Raw genomic sequence first — 12,847 nt, 5'->3', positions numbered from 1 at the left:
GCGGGGGCTCCGGGGTAACGGCCGGGGACCGCGTCTAGGAAAGCTGGTCCGGCGGAGGAAGTGGAAACACGACCGACAAAGACCGATGACCTCCCCGGCAGATCCGGTTTGGGGCGCTTGTCCCTTGCTGGTCTGTGCCCGGCCTCGGTGCTCAGCACCGTCCGGGCCTTTGCGACCTCGGCCCTGCAAGACGGCCGATGCGATGAGGCGCGCCGGCGGCGATCCGAAATCTCCATCTCCGGCGCGGCGGGCGGTAACGCTCCAATCCGTAGCCTACCTTTTATCACTGGCGGAGCGCCACGGCGCCCGCCGCGCCTCGGCCCTTTATCCCCGGATGGCTTCCAGCCAGTCCGGCTTCAAGTGCAGGCGGTCCCTTATCCTTCCCCGTTGCACGGGGGAGGATAAGGGGAGTGAGGGATTCGCCGCTTACTCCGCGAACAGAGCTTCGACCTCGGCGGCCTTCGCTTCCTTGCGGGCGGCGCACAGCGTGCCGCGCTCGATGCCCTGGGCGAGCGAGCGCTCGTAACCGGGGATCAGGTCGGCCTGGCTCTTGAAGAAGGTGTCCGCATCGGCCACCTCTTCGGCGGTGCAGAAATTGCCGGTGACACCAGCGCTCGCCGCGCGGCGCACCGATGGCAGTTTGGCGACAAGGTTGCCGAAATTATCCTTCACCAGCTGCCAGTAGGCCGGGCGGGCCTTCTCGTTGCCCATGGCGGACGTGTAGACGGTCCACAATTCGCTGCCGCTGATCTCGTCGCCCAGCGAGCGCTTGAAGAGGTCGGCAAGGACTTCGTTAGATCCGCTTCCGGCCAGCGCGCCCAGAATGGTGGCGCGTTCGGTCTGGTTCTGGGTCGTGGCGAGATAGGCGATGGCGCCGTCATAGAAGGCGCGGCCGTTTTCGCGCACGCCGATGCCCATGGCCGTGCCAAGGTCTTCCGGTGCGAGGGCGTTGGCATCCGGCGGGCCGCCGATGCCGAGATAGGCCGTGGCGCGGTCGGCCATGGCCTTGCGCTCATCCGCACGCTGACCATAGGTCAGAAGCGTGCTCCAGACCTGCGGGGCGAGCAGGCGCTCGGCCTCCGACATGGCCGGCGCCGGGCGGCTGGACAGATATTCCCAGACCGGGCCATAGGTCGTCTCGACCCAGCCGGCGAGGCGCGTGCGGCCCTCATCGCTGAGCAGGCCGTGCAGCTTGCCGACGATATCGAGCGATTCCCCGACCGCCTGCGGTACGCCGCCGGCACCGGCTTCGGCGCCGTCCATCATCTCGGCCGCGCTGACCTTGCCGGCATCGAAGCCTGCCATCAGCGAGTCGAGCAGCATCAGCTGTTCGCCGCCGGAGAGGCTGGCGAAATCCTCACGCAAGGCCTCGCCTTGGGCCGTATCGGTGACGAACCGCCAGTAACCGGCGCCGCCGGCATTCGGCATCACCCAGTCGGGGCAGCCCGCATCAAGCGCGATGTCGGTCGTCTTGCCGGTCAGCATCTGGCGCACCGTGTGCTCGCCGCTTGCATCCTTCACATGCGCGGCAAACGGCACTTCCCAGAGCTGCGCGCCAACGTCGACCGTAGACCCGAGCGGCGCATAGCGGCTCTGCGTCACGGTCAGGCTTGCGGCACCGTCGGCAGGGCAGGAAAGCGAGACATCGAGGAAGGGAATGCCCGGCTGCATGATGTAGGAGCGGAAGGACGAGACAACGCCCGGCTCGCCGGACCCGTCGGCAAGGCTCTGCATGAAATCGTCCGTGTTCGCCACGCCGTCTTCAAACCGCTTCATGTGCAGGCGGATGCCCTCGCGGAACGCCTCTTCGCCGAGATAGGTCTCGAACATGTTGAGCACGCCGCCGCCCTTGCGATAGGTGATCGAATCGAAGGCATCGTTGATGTCGCCTGTGGCAACGATCGGATTGCGGATCTGGCGGGTGGAGGCAAGGCTGTCGGTGGGCATCGCGGACAGGCTGGTCAGCACGGGGGTCAGATCCCAGTCGCCATCCGGTTCGATACCGTTCATCGTCTTGGTCGCCATCCAGGTGGCAAAGGCTTCGTTCAGCCAGATATCGTCCCACCAGGCCGGCGTAACGAGATTGCCGAACCACTGGTGCGCCAGTTCGTGGGCATGAGTGGAATAGATCGCGCGGCGGCGGGCGAGGGATGTCTTGTCGTCGATCAGCAGCGCCGCTTCGCGATAGACGATGGCGCCGGCATTCTCCATGGCGCCATAGGCAAAGTCCGCCGCGGCGATCAGGTCCAGCTTTCCATACGGATAGGGATAATCGAAATAGGTCTCCTGCCAGTCGACCATCTCGTCCGTAACATCCAGTGCGTCGCGCAACTGCGCGCCCTTGCCGGCGGCGGCAAAGCCGCGCAGCGGGATCGGCTCGGCACGCAGGTCGGATGCCGGAATGGGGGCGGCCGTCATGCTGTCATAGGGGCCGACCATCAGGGCAACGAGATAGGACTGGATCGGGCGCGTCGTCTTGAAGGTGTAGCGCACCATGCCGCCTTCGGCATCGTCCTTCGCTTCCAGCGCGCCATTCGCGGCAATCGCCATCCCGACCGGGGCCGTGACGGTCAGCGAGTAGGGCGTCTTGAAGCGCGGTTCGTCGAAGGAGACGAACATCTTGCGCGCATCATAGGCTTCCATCTGGGTGACGAGATAAGGACGGCCGGCCTGCTCGACCTTGTAGAGACCGGCGAGGTTGCGGTCATAGGGCGCCGTATATTCGATCACCAGCGTGGCGGCGCCGGAGGGCAGGGGGGTGTCGAAATCGATGCGCGCAAGGCCATCCTCGTTGATGCCGGAGGTGAACGTGCCCGCCACTTCGGTGCCGTCGGGCAGGAGGGCCTTCAGGCTGGAAACATCCGGGCCGAGGGCGTGCAGCCAGATCCGGGCATGGGCGCCATCCATCATGATGTCGATTTCCTCACGGCCCGAGAAAGATTCCTTGTTGGGATCGGTGACGAGGTCGAGCCGGTAAGCCACCGGGTGGACATCGGCCGGCAGCTGGCCTGCGGGCGGCTCTTCCAGCTTGATCGGGGCGGCGGGCTCGGCGACCGCCACTACTGTCTCCGCAACAGGTTCGGGCGTGGAGCAGGCACCAAGTACGAGCAGCATGGCAGCGCCGGACAGGAGCGAGGCGGTCAATCTGGAGGTCATTCCGAAGTCTCTTGCTGTTGAAAAGGATGGGAAGGTTTGAACCACAGGATCGGTGGGACGGATAGACGTTCTTTACTCCTGTGGATTAAGTCAGAAGCGAGCCTCTGAAAGTATGCCGCCCGATGTCGCGCCTCTATCACTGGTCCTTTGATCCTGCCGGCCGCCTGGTACGCCTGTGCCTTGGCGAAAAAGGTATTGCCTTTGAAGCGGTTGAGTCCGCGCCCTGGTCGCCGCATCCGGATGTCGCCCGCCTCGCGCCGGGGGCTGTCGCGCCGGCGCTGGTGCAGGAGGGCCCGGCCGGTCACATTATCGCGATCGGCACAAGGGCGATCTGCGAGCATCTCGAAGAGACCGTGGAAGCGCCGCACCTCCTGCCGCTGCATCCGGGCGAACGGGCCGAGGCGCGGCGCCTCTGGGCCTGGGTCGAGGCGGGCTTCGAACAGGTGACGGACAATCTGCTGACCGAACGCGTGATGCAGTGGGTGCGCCGCGACCGGGAGCCGAATTCGGAAAAGCTGCGCCGCGGCGCCCACACTTTGCGCGGGCGCCTGACCTTCCTCAATGCGATGGTGGAGATCAATGGCTATGTCGCCGGCCGGCACCTGTCGGTGGCCGACCTTGCCGCAGCGGCGCATCTCTCGGCCGTCGACTATTTCGGCGATGTCGAATGGAAGGCAGTGCCGGACCTCAAGACCTGGTATGCCCGGATAAAGTCGCGGCCGAGCTTCCGTCCGTTGCTTGCCGACCGGCTGGAGGCCGTGCGACCTTCGCCGCACTATGCCAACCTCGATTTCTGATCTCGCCAAAGCAAAGGCCCGCGCACTCGGCTTCGACGCGGTGGGCATTGCGCGGGCCGACGAGGCCTGGGACGCCGGCGGGCGCCTCGAAGAATTCGTCGCGGCCGGCCGGCACGGCACCATGGATTGGATGGAAACCACCCTTGACCGCCGCAAGACGCCGACCGGCATGTGGCCGGAAGCAAAGAGCGCCGTCGTCGTCGCCCTCAATTACGGGCCGGACCATGATCCCATGGAGACACTGAGCCAGCGCGGGGCAGGGAACATTTCCGTCTATGCGCGGGGGCGGGACTATCACGACACGCTGAAATCGCGCCTGAAACAGCTGGCGCGTGAGTTCGTGGCGGAGACAGGGGCGGAGGTCAAAGTCTTCGTCGATACCGCGCCGCTGATGGAAAAGCCGCTGGCGCAGAAGGCGGGGCTTGGCTGGCAGGGCAAGCATACGAACCTTGTGAGCCGTGAGCTTGGCAGCTGGTTCTTCCTCGGCGTGATGCTGACCGCGGCGGAGCTCGAACCCGATCCTCCGGAGGCGGACCGTTGCGGCACCTGCACCAATTGCCTCGACATCTGCCCGACAAAAGCCTTCCCCATGCCGTATCAGATCGATGCGCGGCGCTGCATCTCCTATCTCACGATCGAGCACAAGGGCGCGATCCCGCATGAGTTCCGGGCTGCGATGGGCAACCGCATCTATGGCTGCGACGATTGCCTCGCGGTCTGCCCCTGGAACAAGTTTGCTGAGACGGCGCAGGAGGCAGCCTTCCATGCGCGGGCGGAGCTGAAGCTGCCGGGGCTCGACGAACTGGCCGCGCTTGACGATGCGGCGTTCCGCGAAGTCTTCTCCGGCTCGCCCATCAAGCGGATCGGGCGGGACCGGTTCGTGCGCAATGTCTGCATTGCCATCGGCAATTCGGGGGAAGAGAGGCTCGCCGCGTCGCTGGTGCCGCTGCTCGCGGATGCGTCTGCCCTTGTCCGGGGTGCAGCTGTCTGGGCCCTCTTGCAACTCGATCCGGATGCCGCATCTGTGGCGCGCGAGAAACATCTGGCTACCGAGGGCGACGCGGATGTCAGACAGGAATGGGCCGCCGTGACATGAGCCGCAGGAAATCGAATTCGCGCCTGACGGCGAACTTCTACGACTGGGCCATGATTGCGCTCAAATTCGTTCTGGGCGTGTTTGTCGGCGTGCACCTCTATGCACTGGCGCTGAAAGTCATGCCGGTGCCGGGCACGGTGCTGATGGTTCAGCGGTCCTTCGAAGGTGAGAAGCTCCGCCGGCAGATGGTATCGATCGAGGACATTTCCCCGCATCTTGTGCGCGCCGTGATCGCCGCGGAGGATGCCCGCTTCTGCGAGCATAATGGCGTGGATGTCGACGCCATCAAGAAGGCCATCGACGAGTACAACAAGGGCAAGAGCCTGCGCGGCGCTTCCACCATCACCCAACAGACGGCGAAAAACGTCTTCCTCTGGAATGGTGGCGGCATGGCGCGCAAAGGGGCAGAAGCCTGGTTTGCCACCTTCATTGACGGCATGTGGGGCAAGCGCCGCGTGATGGAAGCCTATCTCAATGTCGCCGAATGGGGCGACGGGATATTCGGCGCAGAGGCCGCGGCGCAGGCACGGTTCGGGAAGTCTGCGGCCGAGCTGACAGAGCGCGAGGCCGCCCTGCTGGCCGCGGTCCTTCCGAGCCCGAACAAATGGCGCCTCGATCCGCCGGGACCATATGTGACCAAGCGAGCCGGAACTTTGCAGGCGCGGATGCGTGTGGTGCAGTCTGAAGGGCTCGTCAATTGCGTGCTGGGCGATGATCCTGCACCGCGAACCGTGACGCCGAAGCCGTCTCCGTCCCCGGCGCCCGGCGAGGTTCGTCCCGAAACGCCCGCCGCCCGGCCCGTCCTGCCGGACCTGCCGCCAGCACCCGACGAGGGTCCGGAAGCTGTGCCGCAGGACGTGATTGAGTCAGCGCCTGCGCCGGATGCGGAACTGGAAGCCGAACCTCAGGACGAGTTCGACGCCTTCCTCGAAAGCGCGCAGGACGTCTTCGACGATGCCGGCAGCGGAGACGATGCTCCGGAGACGGAAGAGGCACAGGAACCAGAGCCGGATGAAGAAACGGGCGAAGGCCCTGTCGACCTCCGCCCGCGTCCGCTGGATCCCTAATGTCAGACCCGGTCAGACCGGATCGTAGGGGAAGACGCTCGCCGACGCACCCATGTTGAAGAAGCTGCCCTGCATGGCGGGCAGGGCATGGTCGATCAGGGTCTCCGGCGTCCAGCCTTCCATACGGGCGAGCGATTTCACCGGGCGCGGCTGGTCGAACAGCACGACCTCGTTGCCGCGCACGCAGAAGATCTGGCCGGTGACATGCTTGGCCTTGTCGGCGCAGAGCGCGACGGCGAGCTGGGCCACCTGGTCGGCGCGCATGGCATTCTTGATCCGCTCGACGCGCTGGGCGCCGGCCTCGTCCTTAACCGGGATGGACGCGATCATGCGCGTCCAGGCGAAGGGTGCGATGACGTTGGAGCGGACATTCTTGCGCTCGCCTTCCATGGCGATGACGCGGGAGAGCCCCACAATGCCCATCTTGGCGGCGGCATAGTTCGCCTGGCCGATATTGCCGATCAGGCCGGACGTGGAGGTGAAGAGGACGAAGCTGCCGTCTTCCTTCTCGCGGAAGAGTTCGACGGCGGCGCGCGTGACATTGAACGTGCCCCGCAGGTGAACGTCGATCACGGCGTCCCAGTCGCTCTCGCTCATCTTGTGGAACATGCCGTCACGCAGGATGCCGGCGGGATTGATGATGGCGTGGAGGCCGCCGAACGAGTCTTTTGCCTGTTCGATCATGCCCTCGACGGCGCGCATGTCGGTCACGCTGTCGGAGTTGGAGACCGCTTCGCCGCCTGCCGCGCGGATTTCGGCGGCGACCTTCTCGGCCGGGCCAGCATCGCCCTCATCTCCGCCCGTGAGGCTGCCGCCAAGGTCGTTCACCACGACTTTCGCACCTTCCTTCGCGGCAAGCAGGGCCGTCTCCCTGCCGATACCATTGCCGCCGCCGGTGACCAGCACCACTTTGCCTTCAAGCACGCCCATCTGTCGTATCTCCCTCAATTGTCGTGTCTGCAGTCTGTTGGCGGCCACCCTAAGAGCGGCGCGCCAATCTTCAAGGTTTGAAGTTTCGGCACGGCGCGGCTAGACGTCTCGCATGACAAAGACTTTCAAGGCCGTGATCTGGGATTTTGGGGGCGTCTTCACCACCTCGCCCTTTGATGCGTTCGCCCGGTATGAAGTCCGGGAAGGCCTGCCGAAGGATTTTATCCGCACGGTCAATGCGCACAATCCGCTGACTAATGCCTGGGCCCTGCTGGAGCAGAGCAAAGTCAGCGCTGAGGAATTCGACGGCCTGTTCCGCGAAGAGGCCCGCGCGCTTGGCCATGACGTGCCCGGCAAGGACATCCTCGCGCTGCTCTCCGGTGAGGTCCGTCCGGCTGTGGTGGAGGCGCTGAAAGTGTGCAAGCGGCATGGCAAGGTCGGTTGCATTACCAACAATGCGCCTGTGGGGAAGGGCGCCTCGATGACGAACGATTCGAAGAAGGCCGAGCAGCTGGCAGAGATCTTCGCCCAGTTCGACCATCTGATCGAAAGCTCAAAGATCGGCATCCGCAAGCCGGACCCGCGCATCTATGCGCTGATGTGCGAGGCGCTGGATGTCGAGCCGGCCGACTGCGTCTATCTCGACGACCTCGGGATCAATCTCAAACCGGCCGCCCAGATGGGCATGACGACGATCAAGGTGTTGAACGAGGACCAGCTATTGGCGGACCTGAAAGCCGCAACAGGCTATGAAGTGGTCTGACGCGCTCCTCGCAGGCCTTGTGCTGGGCCTTGCTGCGTGCGGGCAGGCGCAGGAGACACAGCCGCTGCTCCCGCCGGAATCGATGACGCGCGATCCGGAAGTCCCTCCACCCGTGGAAGTTCCCGCCGCCGTGGAATCGACGCGGCAGGACATTCTCGGCTTTACGAAGCGGGGCTCGCTGTCCGGCCTCGCCCGCTTCGCGGAAGGGAATGAAGGCTTTGTCTCGAACCTTGAGGGGACGCCGCACCGGGAATTCTGGGACCTGCTGCGCCGGACCGGGATCGATCCCAACCTGAAACTGAAGGCGCTGTTCGACCAGCCCGTGGGGCGGCGCGATGTGGATGGCGAGACCTGGTACATCTGGCCGGACCTGGCAGCAAAAGACCCCGGAGACCTCATACCCGAAAAGCTGTCCTTCCAGGACCGTAAGCGCCTGCGCGATCTGATCGGCGAAGACGGGGTCAACCGCATCCGCCAGGGCGAGGCCTATCCCGGTATGCGGACGGCGATCGCGGAAGACGGGCGCTGGGTCTATTTCGTGCTGGGGCTTGACGGAGAGGAATAGGCCATGAGTGACAAGATCGGAGCGGACGCCGCGCTCAAGGCGCTCAGGGGCTGGTCTGCAGGTGAAGGCGAGCGTGACGCGATCATCAAGACGTTCCGCTTTGCGGACTTCAAGGACGCCTTCGCCTTCATGACGGCCGTGGCGATCAAGGCGGAGCAGATGGACCATCATCCCGAATGGTTCAACGTGTACAACCGCGTTGAAGTCCTGCTGACGACCCATGATGCCGACGGCGTGACCGCGCGGGATCTGGAACTCGCCGGTTATATGGACGCGCTGGCTGCCAGGCTCGCCCGCATCTGAATTCCACATTTCGGACGTGCCGGGGTTCCGGAAGGGGCTGGCTCCAGCCTAAATTGCAAAAATATGAAAATGAGTGGGAAGCCGGGGCGGAGTGTGCGGCACAGGGGAAATGTCCGCGGCGCGGCGGCAAATCTTTTGCGTGCGGAATTCGACTAAAGTCTTACGTAATGGTCCGCATAATTATCAATAAACTCAATAAGTAGACTGAGGCGTCAATTTTTGGATCCGTTTTCCTGTGCTTGCGACGGTGTCGTGGAATCTGGTGACAAACGCTCGCTTTTTTGATGAAACATGAATGCAAATTAATGCAAAAGCATCAAAAAACCGTCATCTGTCCCCGAGGCGGGGGACAGACGGCTGCGATCGCTAACACTATACGCGCCCCATGATGTGGGCAGACGCAATTGAATCGAATTTGGATCGCCTCAGGCGATATGCCGTCCTGGCAAGCGGATCGTTAAGCGCGGGAGACAACGTTGTCGGTTCCGCGATTGAAACCTTCCTGTCGCAGGAGGTTCCCTCCGGCGCGCCGGACGTGGAGATCCTCTTTGGTCACGTCGACAAGGAATTGAGGTCGCTGAATGGATCGGCGGCGGGGGCTTTTTCCGGCTTTGGTCGGTGGAAGCTGCTTGATCCGCTCGAGCGCAGGCTGGTCCTGCTGGTCAGCATGGAAGGATTTTCCTGCAAGGAGGCCGGTCGCATCTGCGAAACGCCGGTGTCCCAGGTCAAGGCGCGGCTGGCGCGGGCGCAGATGCGCTACGCCGACCGGTTCCCCGCGCGCGTCGGTCTCGTCGGCGCCAATGAAATGATGCGGGAAAAGGTCGGCCTGTTCCTGAAGCGTGAAGGCCATAGCGTTCTCTGGTCGATCGGCGAGCGCGAAGACCTGACCGATGCCCGGCTGGGCCTTCCGAATATCGTCGTCCTGATCGGACGATCGGACGAAACCGAAGCGTCATCGTGCAGGGGGCGCATGAAATCGGGCTGTAGTCATCTGCCGGCACTGCGCGAGCATCTTGGACCGGCATTCGCAGGCCCGGTGATCGTTGCGCGAAGCGAAGCCTCCGGAGACCGGACCGATGACCGGGTCTGGGAAGTGCCGGTGGCCGACCTCTGCGACGCCGACAATTTCCGCCGGACGCTCTACAAGGCGCTGCTGTTCTCCGCCTGACCTGCCTTTCCGTAACGGCGCCCCTATGCGTGGGGTGCGGCCTCCTGTTAGCTGCGCGGCAGACAAACAGGAGGAACACCGGATGGGACGGGTTGCAGGCAAGATGGCATTGATCACCGGCGGCGCGCAGGGCCTTGGCGAGGCGACAGCGCGGATGCTGGCGAAGGAGGGCGCGAAGGTTACCGTGACCGACGTGAATGGTTCCGGTGCGGAGAAAGTCGCCGCCTCGATCAATGAAGCGCACGGGGCAGGGACGGCGTTCGCCTTCCAGCATGATGTGACCGACGGTGCGCGCTGGCAGGAAGTGCTGCAGGCGGCGCACGATGCGATGGGGGGACTCAACATCCTCGTCAATAATGCCGGCATCGGCTCCCTCGGCTCGGTCGAGGACGAGGATTACGACGTCTTCCGCAAGGTGCAGGCGGTGGATGTCGATTCCATTTTCCTTGGCTGCAAATATGCGATCCCGCTGATGCGGCCGCACGGGCTCGGCTCGATCATCAATATCTCCTCCATCGCGGGTATCATCGCGAGTGGCAACTATATCGCCTACAATACGGCGAAGGCGGCGGTGCGGCACATGTCGAAATCCATCGCCCTTCATTGTGCGAAGACGGGCGGTCAGATCCGCTGCAACTCCGTACACCCCGTATTCATCAACACGCCGATCCTCGACCGGACGAAGGAAATGTTCGGCGAGGAGGAGGCGCTCGCCAAGCTCGGCCGTCAGATTCCGCTCGGCAAGGTGGGTGAGCCGGACGATATCGCCTATGCTGTCTTGTATCTGGCCTCGGATGAGTCGAAGCTGGTTACGGGAATCGAACTGAAAGTGGATGGCGGCATCAGCGCGATGTAGGATCCGCCACGCTGATGCAGGGGAAGCAGATGCAACTTCGAGCAATAGGGATCGCCGCTTTGCTTGCAGTGGCCGGATGCCAGAGCGCGGCCGGTGACGAAGAGATCGAGATCCTCGACATAGACGCGCAAGGCGTCGCCGCCGATGCCGAGGCGGCGGCCTGTCCGGACATTGGGCAGAAGGCGTATTTCTTCTGGATGGAGCCGCGTTCCGCAGAGCCCGGCGACAAGATCGCGCTCTTTCCTTATTGGACGGATATGCCGGGGGCCTACAACGATCTGCCGCCTGGCTGTCTCCAGAATCTCGGTGTGTCTCCGGAAGGAGCGGCGACCTTCACCCGTCAGGATGACGGTCTTCCGATTGCTGAAATCAGCCCGGACGTCGAGGCCGGCACGCGCATGCGCCTTGATGCCACCTATAACGGCCACAGCCTGATCGGGCCGGTCGACGTGTTCCGCGCCGCCGACAATCCTCTGGTCGGCACCTGGCGCCAGGACGGGGAAGGCTGCCCGGCCGACAGCGCCATCCAGGAACTGGTGTTCACCGGCGGCGGAGACTTCTCCGTCACCTGGACACCGTTCGAGGTCTACAAGGATTATTGGGGCACCTATGCGCTGGATACCGAAACCGGTGCGATCAGGCTCGATATTGAGGGCGGAAACCAGGTGCCCGGCGATGTGGTGACCGAAGGAACGGTGAGCCTGAGCGACAATGCGATGACGTTCGATGCGCTGTATTTCGGCACGCCGGTGTCCGCCGAAGGCGGATGCCATGCCGGGTTTTCCCAATAAGTTTCTGGAAAGATGAAGGCTCGGCAGGCGGGCAGGGCACGAGGAGGAAACGATGCGCAGGCAGATTATTTTCTCCTTCTGCATGGTCTGGCTGGCGGCCTGTGCCTCGTCGCCGGCGACGATCGTCACGCCTGAACCCATCGTCGCGGCGGAGCGGGCCTTTGCAGCCTATGGCTACGCCAGCGGCGTGAAAACATCTTTCACCAGCTACGCAGCGCCCGATGCGATCATGTTCGCGCCGGATCCGGTGAATGTGCACGACTATTTCTCGGTCCAGCCGGATGCGCCGCCCGATCCGGCGCGTCCGCATCTCGTCTGGTGGCCGCTCTGGGCAGGCATTTCACGGTCCGGAGATCTCGGATTTACGAGCGGCCCTTACGGCTTTGATGAGGTGCGGCGTGGCTGGTACTTCACCATCTGGCAGAAGCAGCCCGACGGGCTGTGGAAATGGGTTCTGGATGCCGGCGTCGATGCGGACCCGGCGGGGGCGGCGGGAAAAGATGCAGCTGTCGATTTTCTTCCGGTCACGGAACAAGGTTCTGCCGATTCGGGGGCCGCGCTGGCGCAGGTAAAGGCGCTGGAGGCAGCCATGGCGACGGACGTGGCGAACGGATCGCCCTGCGCCTATGCCGGGTCGCTCGCGCCCGAAGCGCGCCTGCACTCGGAAGGTGCGCCGCCGGGAATTGGGGCAGAAACGCGCAAGGTAGCGCTGGCGGCGAGGCCGGCGCGAATGATTCTGGAACCGCGGGGTGGTGGCGCTTCGGCAGCAGGCGACCTTGTCTGGACCTGGTCTGAAGCGAGCTGGGACGCAGGCGGACCGGGCAGGGGTGTGATCGTTCGTGTCTGGCAAAAGCGCAAAACCGGCTGGGCCATCGTGTTTGATGAACTGGTGCCGCGTCCCGCGCCATAGCGGCAAATATTCCGGCTGGACGAGTTCAAATGTTCTCTATATGTTCCAGTTTTCCAAAACGGAGGCTGGATGATGATTGGGTATGTGACGCTTGGAACGAAAGACCTCGCGCGCGGGGCGAAATTTTACGATGCGCTTTGCGGGGAGCTGGGTGTCGGGCGGATGATGGAGAACGAGACGTTTATTGCCTGGGGTATTCCCGGCGGCGGCGCCGGCATCGGCCTGACCTACCCATGGGACAAGAATCCTGCGAGCGTGGGCAATGGCGTGATGGTTGCACTGGAAGCCAGCAGCAAGGAACAGGTCCACCGGCTCTACAAGATCGCGATTGCGGAAGGCGGCAGTGACGAAGGTCCGCCGGGACCGCGGGGCGAAGGCTTCTACGCCGCTTATTTCCGCGACCTCGACGGCAACAAGCTCAACGCCTTCTTCATGGGGTAAGGGT

General features: G+C 63.8%; 13 protein-coding genes. 11 read left to right on the top strand and 2 right to left on the bottom strand.

The window, feature by feature from the left end; genetic code table 11:
• Positions 1-426: 426 nt before the first annotated feature.
• Positions 427-3,156 carry a M1 family metallopeptidase gene (locus R3C13_RS13515; protein WP_371311358.1) on the bottom strand — a complete coding sequence of 910 codons (2,730 nt, stop codon included), beginning with the start codon at positions 3,154-3,156 and terminating at the stop codon, positions 427-429.
• 122 nt (positions 3,157-3,278) lie between these two features.
• On the opposite strand from R3C13_RS13515, the gene R3C13_RS13510 reads away from it, so the two are divergent.
• The 3 genes from R3C13_RS13510 to mtgA are packed head-to-tail and all read left to right on the top strand — an operon-like array spanning position 3,279 to position 6,116.
• Complete coding sequence (locus R3C13_RS13510; protein ID WP_371311357.1) at positions 3,279-3,953, top strand: glutathione S-transferase family protein; 675 nt, start codon at positions 3,279-3,281, stop codon at positions 3,951-3,953.
• On the top strand, positions 3,934-5,049 hold the full coding sequence (gene queG / locus R3C13_RS13505) for a tRNA epoxyqueuosine(34) reductase QueG (RefSeq protein ID WP_371311356.1): 1,116 nt from the start codon (positions 3,934-3,936) through the stop codon (positions 5,047-5,049). The genes R3C13_RS13510 and queG overlap by 20 nt, the downstream gene beginning before the upstream one ends.
• Positions 5,046-6,116 carry a monofunctional biosynthetic peptidoglycan transglycosylase gene (gene mtgA, locus R3C13_RS13500; RefSeq protein WP_371311355.1) on the top strand — a complete coding sequence of 357 codons (1,071 nt, stop codon included), beginning with the start codon at positions 5,046-5,048 and terminating at the stop codon, positions 6,114-6,116. Before queG ends, mtgA begins: the two co-directional genes overlap by 4 nt.
• A gap of 12 nt (positions 6,117-6,128) precedes the next feature.
• Here mtgA and R3C13_RS13495 read toward each other — a convergent pair whose 3' ends face one another.
• Entirely contained in the window at positions 6,129-7,046 is a 918-nt protein-coding gene (locus tag R3C13_RS13495) for an SDR family NAD(P)-dependent oxidoreductase (RefSeq protein ID WP_371311354.1), read from the bottom strand.
• Between the two features lie 112 nt (positions 7,047-7,158).
• On the opposite strand from R3C13_RS13495, the gene R3C13_RS13490 reads away from it, so the two are divergent.
• From R3C13_RS13490 to R3C13_RS13455, 8 genes are all read left to right on the top strand, one after another.
• The gene (locus R3C13_RS13490; RefSeq protein ID WP_371311353.1) at positions 7,159-7,809 is read left to right on the top strand and encodes an HAD-IA family hydrolase; all 651 of its coding nucleotides are present in this window, start codon (positions 7,159-7,161) and stop codon (positions 7,807-7,809) included.
• Positions 7,796-8,374, top strand: a complete 579-nt coding sequence (locus R3C13_RS13485; RefSeq protein ID WP_371311352.1) for a hypothetical protein — start codon at positions 7,796-7,798, stop codon at positions 8,372-8,374. Before R3C13_RS13490 ends, R3C13_RS13485 begins: the two co-directional genes overlap by 14 nt.
• A gap of 3 nt (positions 8,375-8,377) precedes the next feature.
• Positions 8,378-8,677 carry a 4a-hydroxytetrahydrobiopterin dehydratase gene (locus tag R3C13_RS13480; RefSeq protein ID WP_371311351.1) on the top strand — a complete coding sequence of 100 codons (300 nt, stop codon included), beginning with the start codon at positions 8,378-8,380 and terminating at the stop codon, positions 8,675-8,677.
• A 415-nt stretch (positions 8,678-9,092) separates the two neighbouring features.
• On the top strand, positions 9,093-9,845 hold the full coding sequence (locus R3C13_RS13475) for a sigma factor-like helix-turn-helix DNA-binding protein (protein ID WP_371311350.1): 753 nt from the start codon (positions 9,093-9,095) through the stop codon (positions 9,843-9,845).
• Between the two features lie 82 nt (positions 9,846-9,927).
• Positions 9,928-10,701 carry an SDR family oxidoreductase gene (locus R3C13_RS13470; RefSeq protein WP_371311349.1) on the top strand — a complete coding sequence of 258 codons (774 nt, stop codon included), beginning with the start codon at positions 9,928-9,930 and terminating at the stop codon, positions 10,699-10,701.
• Between the two features lie 29 nt (positions 10,702-10,730).
• Complete coding sequence (locus R3C13_RS13465) at positions 10,731-11,492, top strand: hypothetical protein (protein WP_371311348.1); 762 nt, start codon at positions 10,731-10,733, stop codon at positions 11,490-11,492.
• 52 nt (positions 11,493-11,544) lie between these two features.
• Positions 11,545-12,402 carry a DUF4440 domain-containing protein gene (locus R3C13_RS13460; protein ID WP_371311347.1) on the top strand — a complete coding sequence of 286 codons (858 nt, stop codon included), beginning with the start codon at positions 11,545-11,547 and terminating at the stop codon, positions 12,400-12,402.
• A gap of 72 nt (positions 12,403-12,474) precedes the next feature.
• A complete protein-coding gene (locus R3C13_RS13455) occupies positions 12,475-12,843 on the top strand; it encodes a VOC family protein (RefSeq protein WP_371311442.1) in 369 nt (122 codons plus the stop codon).
• Positions 12,844-12,847 lie beyond the last annotated feature (4 nt).

Origin of the sequence: Hyphomonas sp. (assembly GCF_041398385.1) — a bacterium.
Taxonomy (GTDB): Bacteria; Pseudomonadota; Alphaproteobacteria; order Caulobacterales; family Hyphomonadaceae; genus Hyphomonas.
This window is presented reverse-complemented; position numbering and strand designations above follow the sequence as displayed.